The organism is uncultured Cellulomonas sp., assembly GCF_963527515.1.
Lineage (GTDB): Bacteria > Actinomycetota > Actinomycetes > Actinomycetales > Cellulomonadaceae > Cellulomonas.
In genome coordinates this window covers 151,111-170,893 of sequence record NZ_CAURTV010000001.1, presented here as the reverse complement: position 1 = coordinate 170,893, position 19,783 = coordinate 151,111, and the positions used below count along the sequence as shown (strand labels likewise).

Below are 19,783 nucleotides of genomic sequence, written 5' to 3'. Positions count from 1 at the left end.
GCGAGGAGCAGCGGTCGGTGCGCGGTGGCCAGCGCCGCGGCGATCTCCCGCACGACGCCGTCGGCGAAGGCCCCCCGCACCTCGAGCGGCGCGGGCAGGCGCGGGGTCACGGACGGCGGCACCGGGCCGGTGTCGAGCGTCGCCACGTCGTACGGGATCGCGAGCACGGTCGGCACGCGGTAGGTCAGCGCGTGCTCGACGGCGATGACGGTCGTCGCGGCGGCATCGGTGCGGCCCACGGTGTACGTGCGGGCACCGACGGCCGCGGCCATGGCGATCTGGTCGACGTCCCACGGGCGTGGACCCGACGTCGGCTCGTCGCCGACGACGAGCACGAGCGGCACGTGGGCCTGCACCGCCTCCGCGAGGGCGGTCAGGGTGTTGGTGAACCCGGCTCCGTAGGTGGTCGTCGCGGCGGCGAGCCTGCCGGACGCGCGGTGGAAGGCGTCGGCGGCGACCACCGCACCGGCCTCGTGCCGCACCGGGACGAAGCGGGCGTCGGTCTGACGGTTCAAGGCGTCGAGGAAGTACGCGTTGCCGTTGCCCATGACCCCGAAGACGTGGTCGACGTGCGCGGCGAGCGTGACCGCGACGTGAGCGGAAACCGTCGGCATCGAAGAGGGCCTCCCGGACCGGGTCGACCGCGTCGTTGCGGTCTCGCAGGGATAATATACGATCCATCGCACCTCGACATCGGCGTCAGGGGAGTCGGTCCATGCAGTTCCACCACCACGGCTACGTGTCAGGCGATCCCCGCGTGCAGCCCGCGGCGGGCGTCGGCCTCGACCGGCCCGCCGAGCTCCCCGACGAGGTGGACGTCCTCATCGTCGGCGCCGGGCCAGCGGGGATGATCGCGGCCGCGCAGCTCTCCCACTTCCCCCAGGTCGTCACGCGCATCGTCGACCAGCGCCCGGGTCGGCTCGCGATCGGGCAGGCGGACGGCATCCAGGCGCGCAGCGTCGAGACGTTCCAGGCGTTCGGGTTCGCGGGCCGGATCGCCGAGGAGGCCTACCGCATCACCGAGATGTGCTTCTGGCACCCGGACCCGCACGACGCGTCGCGCATCGTCCGGGGCGAGCGGCCGGCCGACGACCCCGGCGGCATCAGCGAGTTCCCGCACCTCATCGTCAACCAGGCGCGGGTGTTGGACTACTTCGCCGAGTACATGGCGCACTCACCCAGCCGCACGGCGCCGGACTACGGCTACGAGTTCCGGGGCCTGGAGCGATCGGAGGACCACGTCACGGTCACGCTCGAGCGGGCCGGCCAGGAGAAGGTGGTGCGGGCGAAGTACGTCCTGGGTGCCGACGGCGCCCGCAGCCGGGTGCGCGCCGCGATCGGCTGCACCATGGAGGGCACCTCGGCGTTCCACGCGTGGGGCGTCATGGACGTCCTGGCCGTGACCGACTTCCCGGACATCCGCCTCAAGTGCGCGATCCAGTCCGGTGCGGGCGGCAGCATCCTGCTCATCCCGCGGGAGGGCGGCCACCTCTTCCGCATGTACGTCGACCTCGGGGAGGTGGATCCCGACGCCCACCACGAGGTGCGCAGCACGACGATCGAGCAGATCGTCGCCCGGGCGAACGAGATCCTGCACCCGTACACGCTCGACGTCCGGCACGTCGCCTGGCACAGCGTCTACGAGGTGGGTCACCGGCTGACCGACCGGTTCGACGACGTCCCTCGCGAGGAGGTCGGCACGCGCGCTCCCCGCATCTTCATCGCGGGCGACGCCTGCCACACCCACAGCGCCAAGGCGGGCCAGGGCATGAACGTCTCCATGCAGGACGGGTTCAACCTGGCGTGGAAGCTCGGCTACGTCCTGACCGGTCGCAGCCCCGAGAGCCTGCTCGCCACCTACTCCGCGGAGCGTCAGGTCGTGGCGCAGCACCTCATCGACTTCGACAAGGAGTGGTCCTCGCTCATGGCGAAGACCCCTGAGGAGCTGGGCGACCCCGGGCGGCTGGCCGACTTCTACGTGCGCACGACGGAGTTCCTCTTCGGGTTCATGACGCAGTACGCACCCTCGATGGTCGTCGCCGAGCCGATCCACCAGGCCCTGGCCACGGGCTTCCCGGTGGGCAAGCGGTTCAGGTCCGCCCCCGTGGTCCGCGTCGCGGACGCCAACCCGCTGCACCTCGGGCACCAGCACCGCGCCGACGGCCGCTGGCGCGTGTACGCGTTCGCCGACCGGGACGCCTCCGCGCTCACGGCCTGGGCCGAGCGGGTGGCCGGCTCAGAGGTGCGGGAGGACGTCCTCGACGTCAAGGTCGTCTACCAGCAGCGGCACGTCGACGTGGACATCGCGGACGTGCCGGAGCTCTTCCTGCCCCGGACGGGGCCCTTCCGGCTCGTCGACCACGAGAACGTCTTCGCGGCGCATCCCGACGAGGACATCTTCGAGGTGCGGGGCGTCGACCGTGCCGGGTGCGTCGTCGTCGTCCGGCCCGACCAGTACGTCGCGGCGGTCCTGCCGCTGGGTGCCACGGACGAGCTGGCGGCGTTCTTCCGGCAGCACCTGCTGTAGAGAGCTACGCGGCGTCGTGCGCGAGCCGCGCAGGCGTCTCGTCGTCGAACTCCGCGAAGAAGCCGGCCACCCGGTCGGTCAGCTCACCCATGCCGTCGCAGGCGAACAGGATCGGCTGGTAGTGGCTGATGTCGTACGCCAGCGTTGCCATCTGGTGGAAGTCGACCGGGCGGATGTCGGCGCCCCGGAACTCATCGATCTCGCCGTAGGACGAGAGCAGGCCGGCGCCGTAGGCCCGCAGCTCGCCGTCCTCGTACATCACGCCGAACTCGATGGTGAACCAGAAGACGTCGGCGACGTACTGCAGCCCCTCGGGGGTCTCGCACCGCCGAGCGGCCTCCCCGGCGCGACGCTTGACCTCGGCGATCGCGGGGTTGGCCAGCAGGTTGCAGTGCCCCACGACCTCGTGGATCACGTCCGGCTCCGGCGTGTACAGCGGCTGGGACGGGTGCCGGAGGTACTGGGTCGAGTGGAACACCCCGTCCGCGAGCGACCCGTAGAAGACGTCGAGGGGGACCAGCCCCGCGGCCGGGTGGAGCCGGAAGCCGCTCAGCGGGTCCAGGCCGGCACTGACCTCGTCGAGCTGCGGCACGTGGTCGGTGGGCAGGGCGAGCGCCTCCTTGCCCTCGAGGTAGCCGCGGATCGCGAGCCGCTCGTGCTTGGGCGCCAGCTCGCGGCACACGGTCCGCCAGATGTCGTTCTCGGAGTCCGTGTACTCGACGCGCGGCACGGGGTCCCCGGGCTGCCACCCCAGCGCCGGGCCGGCGATCTCCTCCCGGCGGCGGCGGTACTCCTGGTCCTGCGCACCGGGATGGTCGTCCGCCAGGTGCACCGTGACCTTGCCGTCCTCGTCGGCGGTGACGGGGGCGTAGAGCTGTCCTTCGTCGAACATGCGACCCGTTCTACGCCTGAACGGCCCGCGACGCATCCCCCCGCCCGGCAGCCTGATCGGCCAGGCTGCCGGACGGGGGTCAGCGGGTCAGAGGGCGGTCAGAGGAACCACTGCTGGTTCGCCCCGCCGTGGCAGTCCCACAGGTTCACACGCTGCCCGTCGTGGACGGGTGTGCCGCCCACGGCGTCGAGGCAACGACCGGACTGCGGGTTCTTCAGCGCGCGGCTCCCCGAGTCGTACGCCCACTTCTGGGCGCCGGTGCCGTTGCACGTCCAGAGCTGCACGACGGTCCCGTTGGCGGTACCACCGCCGCTCACGTCGAGGCACTTGCCCAGCGCGCGGACCGTGCCGTCGGAGCCGCGGGTCCACTGCTGGGCGGCGTTGCCGTTGCAGCCGACGACCTGGATCGGGTTGCCGTCGTGCGTCTGCGCCCAGGGCACGTCGAGGCAGAGCGAGTTCGCGACGCGGAGGGTGCCTGTCCCGGTGGGCAGCGAACCGCCGCCCCCGCCGCCGCCGGTGCCCGAGCCGTTGTCGTAGACGCGGACGTAGTCGACCTTCATCTGCTGCGGGAACTGGGTCGAGCCGTCCGGGTAGCCGGGCCACTGGCCGCCCACGGCCACGTTGAGGATGAGGAAGTAGGCCTTGTCGAACACCCAGGCGTTGCCGCCGACGCTGGCGCGCGTGACCTGGTGGAAGACGTTCCCGTCGACCGACCACGTGATCGAGCCGGGCTTCCAGTCCACGGCGTACGTGTGGAAGGTGTCGGCGAACGACCAGTTCTGCGGGTGCTGGTAGGCGCCGGTGATGCCGCCGCCGCCCGAGTAGCCGGGTCCGTGCACCGTGCCGTAGATGCGGTGCGGCTCCTTGCCGACGTTCTCCATGATGTCGATCTCGCCGGAGGACGGCCACGACGTCTGCGGGAAGTCGGCGCCGAGCATCCAGAACGCCGGCCAGATGCCCTGGCCGCGGGGGATCTGCATCCGTGCCTCGACGCGGCCGTACTTCACCTCGACCTTGTCGTTGCTCTGCAGCCGCGCGGACGTGTAGGACCCGTCGCCCTCGCGCCGGGCCGTGATGACCAGGTTGCCCTGCCCGTCGAGCGCGGAGTTGTTCCGCGACGTCGTGTAGTTCTGCAGCTCGGCGTTGCCCCAGCCGCCGGCCCCGGTGTCGTAGCTCCAGACGGCGGAGTCGGGTGCGCTGCCGGCGGACCCGTTGAACTCCTGCGACCAGATGACGTCGCCGATCGCCGCCTCGGCCGTGGTGGCCGTCGAGGCCACGAGCCCCGCGGCGACCAGGGCGGCGGCGCCGAGTGCTGCGGCCAGTCCTCGCGCGCGATGGGTGGCGGTGCGTGGGTGTGCGTGGTGCATCGTTGCCTCCTGGAAGCCGGTCGGCGATCGGACACGGCCGTGGTCGGCGCCCGCCCGATGACACGTGTCACGACGCTGCGCACGTGGGGGGCGACATGTCCGTTTGGGGCCGACAGTAACGGCGATTGTTACTGACTGGCAAGTAACTCTTACGGGCGACGGTCACCCGAACGAGGCGTCAAGTTCCGGGCCCGCATGGTCGAAGTCAGAAGATGGCCTTCGGTCCGACCCAGAACTACGACGACGCGAGCCTGGGCGTCTGGAAGGGTCACCCGGTCCTGGCGGCAGCCATCCGGATGCTGATCTCCTCGGTTCCCGTCGTCCTGTCGGTCGGGCTCGGGCTGGTGGCCGTGCACTGGTTCCCGCCGCGCCGGCTCGGCGTGAACCCGTGGATCTGGCTGCTCGTCGAGCTCTGCTGCGCGACCGCGGTCCTGCTCCTGGCGACGCGGCTGGCTCGCCGGTTCCTGCCGTTGGCGACCCTGCTGCGCCTCACGCTGTACTTCCCGGACCGTGCACCGTCGCGGCTCGCGGTGGCCATGAGCCACTACTCGCCCAACGCGCTGCAGGCGCGGTTGGTGGCGTCCCGGCGCCCGCGCGGTCTGCGGCCGGACGACGAGCACGCCGCGCGCATCCTGCGCCTCGTCGCCGCCATCAGCGATCACGACCGGCTCACCCGCGGGCACAGCGAGCGCGTCCAGGCGTACTCGGCGCTGATCGGCAGGGAGCTCGGCCTCTCGGGGCCGGAGGCCGCCAAGCTCAGCTGGGCCGCCCTGCTGCACGACGTCGGCAAGCTGCGGGTCCCCGCGACCCTCCTGAGCAAGCCGGGCGAGCCCACGACGTCGGAGTGGGCCGTGCTCGCCGGCCACCCCGAGGCCGGCATGGAGATCGCCCAGCCGCTGGCCGAGTGGCTCGGTCCGTGGCTGGACGTGATCGGCCAGCACCACGAGCGCTGGGACGGCGACGGCTACCCGAGCGGGCTGGCCGGCACCGCGATCAGCCGGGGCGCCCGGATCGTCGCGGTCGCCGACGCCTACGACGTGATCACCACGGCGCGCTCCTACAAGCGCGCCCTGCCCGCGGCCGCGGCCCGCGCCGAGCTGGCGCGGTGCGCCGGCGAGCAGTTCGATCCCCAGGTGGTCCGGGCGTTCCTCGCCATCGGTCTGGGCCGGCTCCGCCGGGTCGCCGGGCCCCTGAGCATCCTCTCGGTCCTGCCCGGCGTCCCCACCTTCGCCGCCGACCTGCCCTCCGTCGTGCAGAGGTTCACCACGGTGGGCGCACTCAAGAGCACCGGAGCGATCGGTCTGGTGCTGTCGGTCTCCACGGCGACCGCGGGAGGGACCCTCGCCGACGCCCTGCGCCCGTCCGAGCCGGTCGCGTCGATCCCGGCCGGTACGTCCGCCGTCGCACCGGTGGCGGACGAGAGCGTCGCGACGGACTTGCCCACCTCCATCGCCGTGGCCGACGAGCCGCCGGCCACCCCGACCGACCCGGAAGCGACGGAACTTGTGCCGGAGGTGGTGGTCGCGGAACCCCCGGTCCTTTCGCCGCTCGACCAGGTCGCCGAAGGCGTCGAGGGCACGTCGCCGACGGACGACTCCGAGGGCCGGGCCGCCAAGCGGCAGAACGTCGAGAAGGCGAAGAAGACCGAGCAGGAGCTGGAGCGGGCCGAGCAGGCCGAGGGGAGCTAGCGGGGCTCAGGGTCGGCACTGCGGTGTGCTGGTCCCTCGTCAGGGTCCCGGCTGCACCAGCGTGACGACCCGGGCGGCGAACCAGTCCGCCTCGGCGAGGTCGTGGGTGATGAGGAGGGTGGTCCGCCCGGCGCACCTCTCGCGGACCCACGTCATGACCTGGATCCTGCCTCCGGTGTCGAGACCGGTGAACGGCTCGTCCAGGACGAGGAGCTCCGCGTCGGCCAGCAGCGCCCGGACGATGGTGACCCGGCGTCGTTGCCCGCCCGACAGCTCGCGCACCGGCTTGGTGAGATCGGTGCCGTCCAGGCCCACGCGGCGGAGCGCGTCGGTGATCGCGCCGGGCGAGGTGGAGCGGGGCAGCACCAGGCGCACGTTGGCGACGGCCGAGAGCTGCTCGCAGAGCCGGTCCTCCTGGAAGACGGCGGCGCGGCGGCGGCCGTCCATCCCCAGGACCTCCCCGGAGCAGGGGACGGTGAGGCCGAGCAGGACACGCGAGAGCGTCGTCTTGCCGGACCCGTTGGGACCGGTGAGCGCGGTGACGCGGCCCTCGTCCAGCTCGAGGTCGACCGCGTCGAGCACCACCTCGGAGCCGAACCGGTGGCTGACGCCGCGCAGCGCGATCACGCGAGGGACCTTTCCGCCCACCGCAGGCCCGCCACGAGGAGCTTCTCGACGCCGAAGCTCACCGCGACGATCACGGCGGTCCACGCGAACAGGTCCGCGCTGCTGAGCAGGATCTTCGCCTCGTAGAGCCGCTCGCCGATGCTGCCGTCGGCGAGGCCGATGACCTCGGCGGCGATGCCGCTCTTCCAGGCCAGACCGACCCCGGTGCGGCAGGCGGCGGTGAAGAACGGCAGGACGGCGGGGACGTCCATGGCGGGCAGCCGCCGCAGCCGGGGCACCCCGAACACGTCGGCGACCTCCAGCAGGGCGCGGTCGCGGTGCCGGATGCCCTCCAGGACGTTGGTGTAGATGATCGGCAGGACCATGAGGAAGCTGATGACCAGCGCGAGCTGGTCGCTGCTCACCCAGATCAGCACCAGGATGATGAAGCTCACCACGGGGGTGCTGCGGACGGCGGCGAGCGCCGGGGTCACCAGCGCGTCGACGATCCGCGACGAGGCGGCGAAGGTCGCGCCGAGCACGCCGAGCACGGAGGCCGCCACGAAGCCCCCGGCGATGCGGGCGAACGAGGTCCAGATGGTGCCCCAGAAGTCCGCGGTCAGGCTCAGCTCGCCGAGCCGGACGACGACGCTCGCCGGCGAGGCGAGCAGCACCTCGTGGCCGACGGCGAGCGCGGACACCTGCCAGACGACGACCCAGAAGGCGACGACCGCCAGGGGGCGCACGGCGCCCCGGGCGAGGGTCGCCGTGCCCTCAGCGGCGGAGGTAGAAGTCATCCTCGGGCACGTTCCCGCCGACGGAGGCCGGGTCGGCGTCGAACAGGACCTGCAGGTAGCCACCCAGGAGGGTCTTCAGCTCGGCACCGTCGACGAAGGTGATGTGGGACGCGGGGATGGCGGCCTGGGCGATGGGCGCCGACGGGGCGATGCCGGCGGCCGCCACCAGGACGGCCGCCTCGGCGGCATGCTCGTTGGTGAACCGCGTGGACGCCTCGTAGTCGGTGAGGAAGTCCGCGACCGCGTCCGGGTGCTCCTCGGCGAAGGCGGTCCGGACGACCACGACACCGGTGACCAGCTCGGAGTCCGGGTGGACCTCGGCCCACTCGTCCGTGAGGTCCAGCGCGGTGCGGATGGTCGGGTCCTTCGTCGTCACGACGGTCGCGAACGGCTGCGGGAGCATCGCGATCGCACCCGGCGTCGTCGCCAGCAGGGCAGCGACCTCGGTGTGCTCGCTGCGGTACTCGATCGTCAGATCGGTCGCCGGGTCCAGCCCGTGGCTGGTCAGCAGGTGCTCCAGCACGTACTGCGGCGAGGCGCCCTTCCCGGAGGCGTACACGGTCCTGCCGGCCAGGTCGGCGATGCTGTGCACCGTGTCACCGGCCTCGACGATGTCCAGGACACCCAGGGTGCTGATCGCGGCGACCTGGATCGTGGCGGCGTCGTCGTCGAGCGTCCGGTTGTACAGGACGGCAGCGAGGTTCGACGGGAGCAGGGCGACGTCGACCCCGCCCTGCACGACCAGAGGGACGACCTCGTCCGGCGATCCGTACATCGTCACGCGGTAGTCCTGCGCGCCCTCGCCCGCCTCCGCCTCGCTCATCAGGTGGACCAGGCCCATGGTGGTGGGGCCCTTGAGCGACGCGATGCGGATGGTGATCGGCTCTGCCGTGGGAGCTGCCGTGGGAGCTGCCGTCAGGACGGCCGTGGGGGCGGCCGCCGGCGCGGTGCCGCCGCAGCCCGCGAGCAGGCCGAACGCGCACAGCACGGCGGCTGCGACCGCTGCGGGTCGCGTCATCGGATCAGCCCTCCGTGGTCACTGCCGCGTCCCGGAACGGGGCGTAGCTGGTGTGCAGGAGGTGGTGGGCGGTCTCGGAGTTGGGTTCGCCGTAGAACTCGTCGTACAGCCGGAGCACGTCGGGGTTCTCGTGGGACTTGCGCAGGTGGGAGGCGCGGTCGATGTTGACCAGCACCTTCTGCCGGGCCGCCATCTCGCCGACCTTGCCGGGGACGGGGTGCCCGGCACCGTTGATGCACCCGCCCGGGCAGGCCATGACCTCGATGAGGTCGTAGCCCACGTCCTCGCCTGCGGCGATGCGCCGGGCGAGCGGCTCGATGTTGTTCAGGCCGGAGACCACCGCGACGCGCACGGTCACGCCACCGCCGGTCACGGTCGTCTCCTTGATGCCCTCGAAGCCGCGGACCTCCTCGAAGTCGAGCCTGTCGAGCAGCGGCTCCCCGGTGAGCTTCTCGACGGCCATCCGCAGCGTGGCCTCCGCCACCCCGCCCGAGGCGCCGAACAGGATGCCGGCTCCGGTGACCCGCTTGTAGGGCTCGTCGAACTCCGCGGGCGTGATGTCGGCCGGCTCGAGGCGCAGCATCTCGATCATCTCGAGGAACTCGGTGGTGGTGAGCACGGCGTCGACGTCGCGGATGCCGTCTGGGGCGAACTCCGGCCGGGCGGCCTCGTACTTCTTGGCCAGGCACGGGACGATCGACACCACGTACAGCTCGTCGAGGCTGACACCGGCCTGCTGGGCGAAGTGGTTCTTGACCGTCGCGCCCATCATCTGCTGCGGGGACCTGCAGCTGGACAGGTGGGGGATCAGGTCGGGGAAACGGCGCTCGACGAGGTTGACCCAGCCGGGGCAGCACGACGTGAAGTGCGGCATCACGCCGCCGGAGGAGACTCGGCCGAGGAACTCGGTCGTCTCCTCCATGATCGTGAGGTCGGCGGCGAAGGTGAAGTCGAACACCTTGTCGAAGCCGATCTTGCGCATGAGCCCGGCGATGAAGGCCGACGCCGCGTCGAACGGCAGGCCGAAGTGCTCGGCGACCACGGTGCGCACGGCCGGGGCGACGAAGCCGACGACGACCTTCGTCGGGTCGTTGATGGCTGTGAACACGTCACCGCGCTCGCGCACGTAGTCCAGCGCGCCGCACGGGCACGCCCGGACGCACTGGCCGCACGAGACGCAGTCCGTCAGGCCGAGGGGCTGGCCGTTGTGGGTGCCGACGGTCAGCCGGCCCTCGTGGAACTGGAACGCCAGGACGCCCGGTCCCTCGATCTCGGCGCAGGCGGCGACGCACAGCCCGCACGAGATGCACTTGTTGTCGTCGCGGATGATGAAGGGGTGGTCCTGGGTGAGCGGGACGTACGGGCGCACGTGCAGGGGGGTGGCGAAGACGACGTCGTGGGCGCTGGCCTCCTGCCGCAGCGAGCAGGCGTTCTGCGTGGCGCAGCCGCAGCGCAGGCAGCGGGCGGCCTCGGCCCTGGCCTGCTCCTCCGTCAGCCCCAGCTCGACCTCGACGAAGCTGCCGGTCCGCTGCGAGGGCACGAGCGAGGGCATGGTGGCGCGGACGAGCCGGGGGAGGTCCTCGAACTCCGCGCGGGGCAGGTCCTCGAGCGACCCGCGGCTGCAGGTGTAGTCCTCGTGGCTGGGCAGCACCGACCCGCGCGTGACGAACTCGTCCATGGCGCGGGCCGCACGACGCCCGGCAGCGACCGCCTGGATCACGGTCGCCGGTCCCGTCACGCAGTCGCCGCCGGAGAAGATCTTCCCCTCGCTCGTCTGCATGGTGTGGCCGTCGATGTCGACGTCGCCCCACTTGTTCAGCCGGACGGGGAGGTCGTTGAACAGGAAGCCGGTGTCGGTGCTCTGGCCGATGGCCCCGATGACGGTGTCGGCCGCGATGACGAAGTCGCTGCCCTCGACGGCGACCGGCCGGCGGCGACCCGACCGGTCGGGATCGCCCAGCGCCATGGTCAGGCAGTGCAGCTGCAGGCCCGTCTCGCCCGCGCTGATCTTCGTCGGCGCGGTCAGGGCGACCAGCTCGATGCCCTCGTGCAGCGCCTCCTCGACCTCGAACGGCTCGGCCGGCATCTCGTCCCGGGTGCGCCGGTAGACGATCCGGACGTTCGTGGCTCCCTGACGCAGCGCGGTCCGGGCGCAGTCGATCGCGGTGTTCCCGCCGCCGAGCACCACGACATCGTCGCCGAGCGTGACCTCGACACCCTTGGTGACCTGCTCGAGGTAGTGGATGCCGAGCCAGACGCCGTCGAGGTTCTCGCCGTCGACCCGCAGCGGTGACGCCCGCCAGGACCCGATGGCCAGGTAGACCGCGTCGAAGTCGCGCTGCAGGTCCTCCAGCCGCAGGTGGGTGCCGAGCGCCTGACCGGTGACGATCTGGACGCCCATGGCCTGGATGACGCCGATCTCCTGATCGAGCGTGGTCTTGGGCAGCCGGTAGGCGGGGATGCCGTACCGCGTCATGCCGCCGGCGTGGTCCTGCTTCTCGTAGACCGTGACGGCATGCCCGTCGAGCGCGCTGTAGTAGGCGGCGGACAGCCCCGAGGGACCGGCTCCGACGACGGCGATCCGCTTGCCGGTCGGTTCGGCGACGCGCGGGATCCACGGCGTCTCGCGGGCCATGTCCCAGTCGGACGCGAACCGCTTGACGGCGTTGATGGCCACCGGCTCGTCGGTGAGGTTGCGCCGGCACTCCGACTCGCACGGGTGGGGGCACACGCGGCCGCACACCGACGGGAACGGGTTGCGGTCCCGGATCACGCGGATGGCAGCCTCGTAGTTGCCGTCCGCCACGTGGCTCAGGTAGGTCTGGATGTCGATGTTCCCCGGGCACGCGACGACGCACGGCGCCACGCAGTCGGCGTTGTGGTCGCACAGCAGCTGCTCGAGACGCACCTTGCGGTAGGCCTCGAGGCGGGGCGAGTGCGTGGTGATCACCATGCCGGCCGTGACGGGGGTGAGGCACGCCTTCACGTCCCGCGGGGCGTCCGTGCCGAGCTCGACCACGCACAGGCCGCAGCTGCCGTTCGACCGCTTGAGCCGGATGTCGTGGCAGAGGGACGGGACGTCGATCCCCTCGTTGGTCAGCGCCTGGAGGATCGTCAGCCCGCCGAGGACTTCGATGTCGCGGTCGTTGACCGTGACCGTGAACCGCTCGCTGTCCGAGATCTCGCGCACGCCAGCCCTCCAGGGGTGTGACTCAGTGCAACGAGGGCAGGGTGCCGACGCTGGCACGGTGTCCACCGGTCGTCCTCGACGATGGATACAGGGCGGACACTAGGTCCGCGCCGCGGCCCCACCCCGGGACCTTCTGCCCAGGTCAGGGCCGGGCACGCTCCGGTATCGGCGTGATCAGCGCCAGCCCTCGGGCAGCTGCTGCGTGTCGGTGCACAGGATCTCGCCGTCCATCGGGTTGTTCACCCACACGGCAGGGAGCCCGTCGTCGGTGGCCTCCACCTCGACGTCCCCGGCCTCGCCCACCTCGATGCAGAACCGCCACCGCTCGGCGTCGGCGGGCACCTCGTCCAGGCCGACCGGTTCGATGTCGAAGCCGATGCCGACCACCTGGAGCGGGAACGGCGTGACGCCGACGCCGCTGACCGAGTCCCCGGGTGCCAGGCGGGTGCCCTGGAGCTCCCACGGGCTCTCGAGCGTGACGTCGTCGGGGGTCGCGTAGGACCGCTTGGACAGCTCGACCACCCCGTCGGCGTAGGCGTCCACGGTCACGCGCTCGTCGTCGACGACGTATGCCGAGGAGAAGCTGCCCTCCCCGGGCATGCGGTCCAGGACGGTCACCGGGACGTCACCGTCGTTGGTCACGGTGTACTCGACCCGCAGACCCTGCGCCTCGCTGAGCGTCGCCTCGAGCCGCACGCCGTCGACCTCGGCCGCACGGTCCGGCGACTGCGGCCCGGCCGGTGAGCAGCCGCCGACGAACGCCAGCACGACGCACGCGGAGCCGATCACACCGGCGGCTGGAGTCATGCCTCGCTGCGCCACGGTGGTCAGTACCTCTCCCGGTCGGGGATGCCCAGCTCGTCACGGAAGGCGTTCTCGGTGATCAACGGGTCGGGCTGGATGTCCTCGGGGTCGACCCCGCTGGTGTCGAACGGCAGGCCCACGTTCTGGCGCTCGCCGTTGTTGACCATGTCCGGCGGCTCACCGGGCCCCGCCTGGTTGTACTCGCCGTCCGGCCAGCTGCCGTCACCGAACTGGAAGATGTGCCCCAGCTCGTGGTAGAGCACCACCACCGGGGTCTTCTCGTCGCCCGAGCTGCTGAGGAAGTAGTCCGGGTTGTACTCGATCGCGTAGCCGTCGTCGTTCAGGTCGTTGCCGTCGCGGTACGCGGTGCCGTTGCGCTCGTCGAACTCGTGGATCTCCAGGCCGGTCTTGCTGTCCCACGCCCACCACGGCAGGTCGCTGTCCTCGTACTGCTGACCGAGGGTGTTCAGGGCGTGCTGGCCCGTCGGGCTCGAGCGCATCATCTCCAGGTCAGCCTGGACGCGGGCGACGAACTCCGGTGAGCCGATGACCTCGATGTGCTCGCCTGCGGTCGGGCTGTACTCGACCACCACGACGTGCCCCGACCCGGTGGTGTCGTCCTTGCCGACGAACAGGTCGTCGTACCCGCCCTGTCCGTGCACCTCGTCCACGCCGTCGCCGCCGAACAGGACGTCCGCGCCGGTGCCACCGAGGAGCACGTCGTCGCCGCCACCTCCAGAGACGGTGTCGTTGCCACCACCGCCGACCACGCGGTCGTCACCCTGGGCGCCTTCGAGGTAGTCGTTGCCCTCGCCGCCCTCGAGCTGGTCAGCGCCGTCCATGCCGTACACGACGTCGTTGCCGTGGCCACCCGAGAGACGGTCGTCACCGCGCCGACCGTCGAGGTAGTCGCGTCCGGCACCACCGGACAGGAAGTCGTTGCCGGCACCGGCCTCGATGGAGTCCTCGCCCTGGCCGCCGAAGTAGTCGTTGGGCCCCAGCGAGGACCCACCGTCGATGCGGTCGTCACCGGCGCCGCCGAGGAAGCGCAGGTGGACCGTGGTGCCCTCGGGGACGGTGATCCGGTCCTGGCCGGCACCGGCGTTGAGCACCACAGCCTGTCCCCGGGGGACCCGGTACACCGTGTCCGGCTCGATGGTCACGATCGTCTCGCCCGTGGCGGGGTCGATGGTCACGGTGATGACGTCGTTGCCGTGGGTGCCGGTGATGAGCGTGGTGTCGCCGAGGCTGATCATCGACGACTCCCGGTTCCACGAGCTGTCCGGCGCGTCCCACCCGGGGGTGCTCGACGACGCGATGCTCGACCACGGGAGGCGGAGCGCGGCCACCGCCGACGTGGTGCTGCGGATCGCCGTCCTGGCCTCCTGCACAGCCGCGACCGCCCGGCGCTTCAGCAGGCCGGCCTGCGCGACCTCCTCCGCGATCCGGGCCTTGTCGTCGGTCCCCTCCTCGGGGGTGAACAGCACCGTCGGGCCGAGGTCGAGCACCGCCATGCGGCCGCGCAGCCGCCCGAGCGAGGCGGACAGGTCCCGTTGGATCCCCTCCACGTCGGTCACGAGCCCGTCCACCGTCGAGGACGTCGCCTCGCACATGGCGGCCACCTCGCGCAGCGCACCCACCAGCGAGGGCGCGTACTGCAGGTAGCTGGTGGCCATGGGTGTGGACCAGGACTCGGTGACGGTGGTGATGCCGCGCTCGAGGTCGACGGCCGTGGTGCGCAACGCGGTGCGCAGACCGAGCCAGGCGGTCGACGAGTCGACCAGCGAGCCCGTGCTGAGGTCCAGGTCCCAGACGTCCCGCCGGAACTCGATCACGGGCGCGGCCCGTCCGGCGCGTCACCCGTGTTGGCGTCCACGTTCTGCGCGGCCACCAGCAGCAGGGCCTCGCCGTCGACCTCCAGGGTCGAGGCGAGGTCGGCGACGAGGGCGGTCACGTCCCCGACCAGGCCGTCCAGCATCGTCGCCAGCGACCCGCTGTCGTCCGCCTCGCCGAGCGCGTCGCTGCCGATCGCCACGGAGGCGAGCGTCGTCCGCGGGGAGGACAGCCCGATGGCAGCGGTGAGCTGGCCGTTGCCGAACGTCGCGACGACGGCGGGGTCGATCGTGATCATCCGGGCAGCCTAGTCAGCAGGTGGGCGCGAGACGCTCCGATCGGGATCGGCGGCCGTCGCCCGGAACAGCACGAGCAACAGCGGGGCGGGCAGCACGTACGTCGGAGGATCCGGCACGTGGACCGGCAGGTCCTGAAGTCGCGCGGCCGGACGAGAGCAAATGCCCACGAAGGCCGCAACGAGCCTGCTACTTTCACGCGAACCGCCAGTGTCGGCGGCCTGCGGACAGGGGTGCTCGGTGCACACAAGATGGCGACGAACGTGTCTGGTACTCGCGACTTCCGGCGCCGTGGGGGTCACGCTCCTCGCCTCGCCGGGCACGGCATCCCCTGGGGCTGCACCGCCCGTCCCGCCATCGGACGAACCGACCGTGGTGGAGGTGGAACGCACGCGGCCGACGGGCCGCGTCGCAATTGAGGCTCCACTCGCAGCGGACCTGCGAACCATCGCCGCCGAGCGTGGGCTCAGCTATGCACGGGCGGTCGCGCTGTACGCGTGGCAGAACGACTTCGCTCGGTTGATCGAAGAAGCGCGCACCACGTTCCCGGACACGTATGTCTCCGCCGAGATCACGCACGACAAGGCCGCGCCCGCGTGGATCGCCTTCACCCACGTCCCGACGGAATGGGTGCACGAACGTCTGTCGACGCTGCCCGTGGCGGTCGACGTGCGGCAAGTAGACGCTCTCACCGAGATTGAGCAGAACGTCCGCGTGCAGCAGGTCCACTACGCCGTCCGCGCACTTCCCGGGGTCGCCGAGGTGACCTCGTCGATCGAGCCGCTCACGGGTGATGTGGCCGTGACGTACTCCCGCTCTGCGGCGACCTCGCGCCAGGCGACAGTCCCTGACTCCCTCGCCGCGAGCCTGCCCGACGAGATTCTCGCCGAGGTCTCCCTCGAGGAGGTTGCAGGGCCGATCCGAGGAGAAGAAGCCACCCTCTACGGTGGCGCCCAGCTCACGAGAAGCGGCGCCAACTGGTGCACGTCCGGATTCACCGTGTCGAAGAATGGCGTCCGGGGCATTCTCACCGCCGCGCACTGCGACACGCCGTTGAACTACGGTGCATCGATCCCGCTCTACCCGCAGCAGTCGACCACGGGTTCGCAGGGCGACCTGCGGTGGCTGAGCACGTCCGAGTCGGTGACGAACCGGGTGTACATCTCCGCGACAGCGTCCGTGGCGATCTCTTCGACCGGGTCGCCGGTGGTGGGCCAGACGCTCTCGTTCTATGGCCGGAAGACGGGCGCCAGCACGGACGAGGTGTACAAGCTCAACGAGTGCTCGGGAAGCTACTGCAACATGACGATGATGCACCGGCACAAGACGGATGGCGGAGACAGCGGGGGCCCGTGGCGCAGCGGCAGCACCGCGTACGGCGTCCACCACGGCTATAAGAGCTACCTGGCCATCGGGCGGTCGCTGTTCAGCCGCGTCGGCCTAGCGAACGTTCACCTCGGGGTAGCGATCCGGACCTCGCCATGAGGGCTGGGACCCTCCTGACGTTCGCGCTGCTGATCCTGGTCGCAGGAGTAGCGGGCTGCTCGAGAGGAGCCGACGTCGTGGAGGGTCCGGACGGCACCCGGCTGCTCGTCGCATCCGGTGAGGCGCCACGAATGGAGGCGCTCGGCACGGGGAGGTTGACGCGTGGCGAGGACGGCTGCCTCTATCTGGCCGGCGACGGCTACCAGGACCTGCTCGTCTGGCCCGCGGGGACCCGGCTGGCCGACGACGAGGCGGCGGTGCACGTCCCTGGAGCAGAGCCCGTGGTGATCGGGTCGGATGTCGAGCTTGTCGGGGGAGGGGTGGCGGCCGACGAGCGAACACTCCCGGAGCTGCCTGGTGAGTGCATGGCGGACACGGTCTTCCTCGTCAGTTCGGTGGACGCCGGCTGAGGGGCCCGGGTGCCTGGCACGACGATCCTCGCGACACGCCTTACGCGGATCAAGCCGACGCTGCGTGCTTGGCCTGTGGGCCATGCGGCGCAAAACAGCAGTTCAGAAGCAAATTTCCTGGGTGCCCCGAGTGGGATTCGAACCCACACACGCAGGCGGAATCGTGATGCACGGCGATGAACCGAGAGCGTGATTTCGGACGTTGACCTGCAACGATACCGAGCCTCACTCGGAACTATGGTGAACCGCGGGTACCGTTCTCTATGACACGCCTATGACACGCGAAGCGGTTGAACCACACCTATGACGACCAACCGGAACGGCTTCGGCTCCATCACGAGACTCCCTTCCAAGCGCTACCGCGCGCGCTACACGGTTCCCGGAACGTTCCCTCAGGTGTGGGCCAGCGCACCCGAGACGTTTACGCGGAAGGTCGACGCCGAGGTCTGGTTGGCCCGGCAGCGCACAGCGCTCGAGGACGGTGTCGTCAGGCCGAAGGCGATCGCCACGCGGCTGACTCTTCGTGAGTACGCCGAGACGTGGGTGCAGGACCGACGCAACGGGTCGGGCGAACCGCTCCGCGGGTCAACGCGCCGCGTCTACGAGCACTACCTCACGCAGCACGTCTACCCGGCTCTGGGGACGAAGCGTCTCGCTGAACTAACGGGGGAGACGATCGCGAGCTGGTACCGGCAGTTGCTCCCGGATCGGCCGACCCTCCGGGCGCGCACCTACGCGTTGCTCAGAGGCATCCTCGCAACGGCTGTCCAGGACGACCTCATCGCCGAGAATCCCTGTCGCATCCGTGGCGCCGGGAGGTCAAAGCCAGCGGCGAAGAAGCACGTCGCTTCTCCTGCGCAGATCGCTGAGCTCGTAGCCGCCATGCCGGACCGCCTCGCACTGTCGGTCCTTCTCGGCGCATGGTGTCAGCTTCGGAATGGCGAGGTGCTTGAGCTTCGCAGGAAGGACATCACCCCGAAAGTCGTGCTGGTCACCCGCGGACTTACCTGGGTCGACGGCCAGCCGATCGTTGGTCCGCCCAAGACCGACGCGGGCATCCGTGGCATCAGCGTTCCTCCACACATCGCCGCGGCGGTAGCACACCATCTGGACGCTCATACCGCCCGAGAAGCCGATGCTTTGCTCTTCCCCGGTCGGAGCGAGGGGACTCAGCAGATGCACTCATCGACATACGCCTACTATTTCAAGCAGGCGGTAAGGAAGACCACAGTCCCGGCCGACTTCCGCTTCCACTGGCTCCGCCACACGGGACTGACGCTGGCCGCGCAGTCCGGTGCCACGCTCGCGGAGTTGCAGGCTCGTGCGGGTCATTCGACGCCGTCGACGGTCATGCTCTACCAGCACGCCACCACGGTTCGCGACCAAGCACTGGCAGCTGCACTCTCCGAACTTGCGCAACAGTAGGTGCAGTTCCGGCCGGCCCTCGCTTCACGCCACGATCGGCTCACGCCGGGCACTGACGACAAAGACGCCGCATCGAGAGCTTGTTCACTCTCCCGTGTCGCGAGTATGTGCCACGCTTTGAGGCGATGCGACGGGGCATCGGATCCCGCGCCTGACGAGAGGTGCGAGCATGGCGCCGAATAGGAATGTCGTCCCCAATCCAGAGGGTGGTTGGGACGTCACAGGTGCGGGCAAGCGGGCCTCGGCTCACACTGAGACACAGGCCGAGGCGATCGCGAGGGCGAAGCAAATCGTCGGTAACGCGGGCGGTGGCGAGGTCAGCATCCACGGTCGAGACGGGAAGGTGCGCGAGAAGGACACTGTCGAGCCGGGCAACGACCCCCGAGACATCCCAGGCTGAGCATCGCAGATCGGTCGCAACTCGAAGAACGCCTCTGACCACCAGGTGGCGGGGGAGCCGAAAGACGGAGGCCGGGTCAGTTGACCTCTTGCGTCAATGACCGTCTGCGCAAGTCATGGGGGCGCGCGACCACGCGCGACGCCAGCGCAGACATCGCCGGACGCGGACGGGTTGCCGGCACGGCGCGGGTGCCGGGGACTGGCGCGTCGCCGTGCCAGGGACGTCGGCGCGCCGCCCGAGGTCCCTGCCGCGCCTCCCTCACCCGCCCCTGCGCCATCAGCCGCGCCTGCGGCCCCTGTTCCACGCCGCGGTCTGGGCCACCGCGACGACAGCCAAGTCCGCCGGCCAGCGCTGGGCCGAGCACCACCCGCGGATCTTCACCGAGTCCAAGGTCGAGCAGCGCGCACACCTGGCGACTCGGTAAATGCTGGCGCGACGGTTCTTCTGGGTCGGTCTGCCGGGCGGCCAGGTCGTCATCTACCGCCCCGCTGCGCCCGAGCGCGGACCGATACGCGACCGCGCCTGGAGAATCGAGATGGACCTGGGCAGGTCGGTCGCTGCTGCTCAGGAGCTCGACCAGTGACCGGCCCCGACCTACCTGGGACCAGTGGGCACTCGGCCCGGCGGTCGCGGTCGCCACCTGGGCGGACTGCACCCGCCGCAGGTCGGCGCCGTCGTTCTGTCTCCGGACCACCGCGTCCTGGCTACCGGCTACAGCGGGTACCCCCCGGCGCGCCGGATGCTTGAGCGCCGGAGCGTGCCCACGCGGGGAGTTCTCCTACGACGAGATCCCCGCCTCGCGTGCGTACGTCGGCGTGCCATCACCCCGCAGCGCCCTGCACGCCGAGGAGAACGCCATCGTGCACGTCGGCGGGACTGACCGGCTCGGAGCGACCGTCTACGTGACCGACGAGCCCTGCTCGAACTGCCGTCGTTTCCGCGCGGGAGCGGGCGTCGCGCGGGTCGTGTGGCCCGACGGCGACATCAGATACCTGGGGGACCAGTGAGCACCACGACGGCGCGCGCGCGAGGTCGTCAGCGACTG

The 19,783-nt window shown here is 70.8% G+C and carries 18 protein-coding genes; 8 read left to right on the top strand and 10 right to left on the bottom strand.

Annotation, left to right across the window (positions count from 1 at the left end; all coding sequences use genetic code 11):
* A partial coding sequence (locus tag RYN42_RS00745) for a thiamine pyrophosphate-binding protein (protein ID WP_315092876.1) occupies window positions 1–614 on the bottom strand: 614 nt, incomplete at its 3' end.
* A gap of 101 nt (window positions 615–715) precedes the next feature.
* Between RYN42_RS00745 and RYN42_RS00740 the strand changes: the two genes are divergently transcribed.
* On the top strand, window positions 716–2,527 hold the full coding sequence (locus RYN42_RS00740; protein ID WP_315092875.1) for an FAD-dependent monooxygenase: 1,812 nt from the start codon (window positions 716–718) through the stop codon (window positions 2,525–2,527).
* A gap of 4 nt (window positions 2,528–2,531) precedes the next feature.
* On the opposite strand, the gene RYN42_RS00735 is transcribed toward RYN42_RS00740, so the two are convergent.
* Together RYN42_RS00735 and RYN42_RS00730 are read right to left on the bottom strand one after the other, a co-directional pair.
* The gene (locus RYN42_RS00735; RefSeq protein ID WP_315092874.1) at window positions 2,532–3,419 is read right to left on the bottom strand and encodes a phenylalanine 4-monooxygenase; all 888 of its coding nucleotides are present in this window, start codon (window positions 3,417–3,419) and stop codon (window positions 2,532–2,534) included.
* A gap of 98 nt (window positions 3,420–3,517) precedes the next feature.
* The gene (locus tag RYN42_RS00730) at window positions 3,518–4,786 is read right to left on the bottom strand and encodes a family 16 glycosylhydrolase (protein WP_315092872.1); all 1,269 of its coding nucleotides are present in this window, start codon (window positions 4,784–4,786) and stop codon (window positions 3,518–3,520) included.
* A gap of 212 nt (window positions 4,787–4,998) precedes the next feature.
* On the opposite strand from RYN42_RS00730, the gene RYN42_RS00725 reads away from it, so the two are divergent.
* Window positions 4,999–6,474 (top strand): HD domain-containing phosphohydrolase, encoded by a 1,476-nt coding sequence (locus RYN42_RS00725; RefSeq protein ID WP_315092870.1) that lies wholly within the window; start codon window positions 4,999–5,001, stop codon window positions 6,472–6,474.
* A 39-nt stretch (window positions 6,475–6,513) separates the two neighbouring features.
* Here RYN42_RS00725 and RYN42_RS00720 read toward each other — a convergent pair whose 3' ends face one another.
* The 7 genes from RYN42_RS00720 to RYN42_RS00690 all read right to left on the bottom strand — a co-directional run bounded on the left by RYN42_RS00720 (window position 6,514) and on the right by RYN42_RS00690 (window position 15,020).
* Window positions 6,514–7,101: an ABC transporter ATP-binding protein gene (locus RYN42_RS00720; RefSeq protein ID WP_315092867.1), complete on the bottom strand. Its 588-nt coding sequence runs from the start codon at window positions 7,099–7,101 to the stop codon at window positions 6,514–6,516.
* Window positions 7,098–7,877: an ABC transporter permease subunit gene (locus RYN42_RS00715; protein ID WP_315092865.1), complete on the bottom strand. Its 780-nt coding sequence runs from the start codon at window positions 7,875–7,877 to the stop codon at window positions 7,098–7,100. The genes RYN42_RS00720 and RYN42_RS00715 overlap by 4 nt, the downstream gene beginning before the upstream one ends.
* Window positions 7,855–8,895 carry a PhnD/SsuA/transferrin family substrate-binding protein gene (locus tag RYN42_RS00710; RefSeq protein ID WP_315092863.1) on the bottom strand — a complete coding sequence of 347 codons (1,041 nt, stop codon included), beginning with the start codon at window positions 8,893–8,895 and terminating at the stop codon, window positions 7,855–7,857. Before RYN42_RS00710 ends, RYN42_RS00715 begins: the two co-directional genes overlap by 23 nt.
* A gap of 4 nt (window positions 8,896–8,899) precedes the next feature.
* Window positions 8,900–12,085, bottom strand: a complete 3,186-nt coding sequence (locus RYN42_RS00705; protein WP_315092862.1) for an NAD(P)-binding protein — start codon at window positions 12,083–12,085, stop codon at window positions 8,900–8,902.
* A gap of 174 nt (window positions 12,086–12,259) precedes the next feature.
* Complete coding sequence (locus tag RYN42_RS00700) at window positions 12,260–12,892, bottom strand: hypothetical protein (RefSeq protein WP_315092860.1); 633 nt, start codon at window positions 12,890–12,892, stop codon at window positions 12,260–12,262.
* A gap of 20 nt (window positions 12,893–12,912) precedes the next feature.
* Window positions 12,913–14,724 (bottom strand): M91 family zinc metallopeptidase, encoded by a 1,812-nt coding sequence (locus RYN42_RS00695; RefSeq protein WP_315092858.1) that lies wholly within the window; start codon window positions 14,722–14,724, stop codon window positions 12,913–12,915.
* Entirely contained in the window at window positions 14,721–15,020 is a 300-nt protein-coding gene (locus tag RYN42_RS00690) for a hypothetical protein (protein WP_315092856.1), read from the bottom strand. The genes RYN42_RS00695 and RYN42_RS00690 overlap by 4 nt, the downstream gene beginning before the upstream one ends.
* Before the next feature lie 370 nt (window positions 15,021–15,390).
* On the opposite strand from RYN42_RS00690, the gene RYN42_RS00685 reads away from it, so the two are divergent.
* From RYN42_RS00685 to RYN42_RS00665, 6 genes are all read left to right on the top strand, one after another.
* Window positions 15,391–16,503, top strand: a complete 1,113-nt coding sequence (locus tag RYN42_RS00685; RefSeq protein ID WP_315092854.1) for a S1 family peptidase — start codon at window positions 15,391–15,393, stop codon at window positions 16,501–16,503.
* A complete protein-coding gene (locus RYN42_RS00680; protein ID WP_315092853.1) occupies window positions 16,500–16,913 on the top strand; it encodes a hypothetical protein in 414 nt (137 codons plus the stop codon). Before RYN42_RS00685 ends, RYN42_RS00680 begins: the two co-directional genes overlap by 4 nt.
* Before the next feature lie 303 nt (window positions 16,914–17,216).
* The gene (locus tag RYN42_RS00675) at window positions 17,217–18,338 is read left to right on the top strand and encodes a tyrosine-type recombinase/integrase (RefSeq protein ID WP_315092852.1); all 1,122 of its coding nucleotides are present in this window, start codon (window positions 17,217–17,219) and stop codon (window positions 18,336–18,338) included.
* 169 nt (window positions 18,339–18,507) lie between these two features.
* Window positions 18,508–18,738, top strand: a complete 231-nt coding sequence (locus RYN42_RS20230) for a DUF2188 domain-containing protein (RefSeq protein WP_399552355.1) — start codon at window positions 18,508–18,510, stop codon at window positions 18,736–18,738.
* 424 nt (window positions 18,739–19,162) lie between these two features.
* Window positions 19,163–19,321 (top strand): hypothetical protein, encoded by a 159-nt coding sequence (locus RYN42_RS00670; protein WP_315092850.1) that lies wholly within the window; start codon window positions 19,163–19,165, stop codon window positions 19,319–19,321.
* A gap of 160 nt (window positions 19,322–19,481) precedes the next feature.
* Window positions 19,482–19,745 (top strand): hypothetical protein, encoded by a 264-nt coding sequence (locus RYN42_RS00665; protein WP_315092849.1) that lies wholly within the window; start codon window positions 19,482–19,484, stop codon window positions 19,743–19,745.
* The last annotated feature ends 38 nt before the right edge of the window (window positions 19,746–19,783 follow it).

Bases quoted from the DNA above. Each gene is read 5' to 3' on its own strand.
- RYN42_RS00735 (WP_315092874.1), bottom strand. From the start codon at position 3,419: ATGTTCGACGAAGGACAGCTCTACGCCCCCGTCACCGCCGACGAGGAC.
- RYN42_RS00670 (WP_315092850.1), top strand. From the start codon at position 19,163: ATGCTGGCGCGACGGTTCTTCTGGGTCGGTCTGCCGGGCGGCCAGGTC.
- RYN42_RS00740 (WP_315092875.1), top strand. From the start codon at position 716: ATGCAGTTCCACCACCACGGCTACGTGTCAGGCGATCCCCGCGTGCAG.
- RYN42_RS00700 (WP_315092860.1), bottom strand. From the start codon at position 12,892: ATGACTCCAGCCGCCGGTGTGATCGGCTCCGCGTGCGTCGTGCTGGCG.
- RYN42_RS20230 (WP_399552355.1), top strand. From the start codon at position 18,508: ATGGCGCCGAATAGGAATGTCGTCCCCAATCCAGAGGGTGGTTGGGAC.
- RYN42_RS00675 (WP_315092852.1), top strand. From the start codon at position 17,217: ATGACGACCAACCGGAACGGCTTCGGCTCCATCACGAGACTCCCTTCC.
- RYN42_RS00690 (WP_315092856.1), bottom strand. From the start codon at position 15,020: ATGATCACGATCGACCCCGCCGTCGTCGCGACGTTCGGCAACGGCCAG.
- RYN42_RS00715 (WP_315092865.1), bottom strand. From the start codon at position 7,877: ATGACTTCTACCTCCGCCGCTGAGGGCACGGCGACCCTCGCCCGGGGC.
- RYN42_RS00680 (WP_315092853.1), top strand. From the start codon at position 16,500: ATGAGGGCTGGGACCCTCCTGACGTTCGCGCTGCTGATCCTGGTCGCA.
- RYN42_RS00725 (WP_315092870.1), top strand. From the start codon at position 4,999: ATGGCCTTCGGTCCGACCCAGAACTACGACGACGCGAGCCTGGGCGTC.
- RYN42_RS00730 (WP_315092872.1), bottom strand. From the start codon at position 4,786: ATGCACCACGCACACCCACGCACCGCCACCCATCGCGCGCGAGGACTG.
- RYN42_RS00710 (WP_315092863.1), bottom strand. From the start codon at position 8,895: ATGACGCGACCCGCAGCGGTCGCAGCCGCCGTGCTGTGCGCGTTCGGC.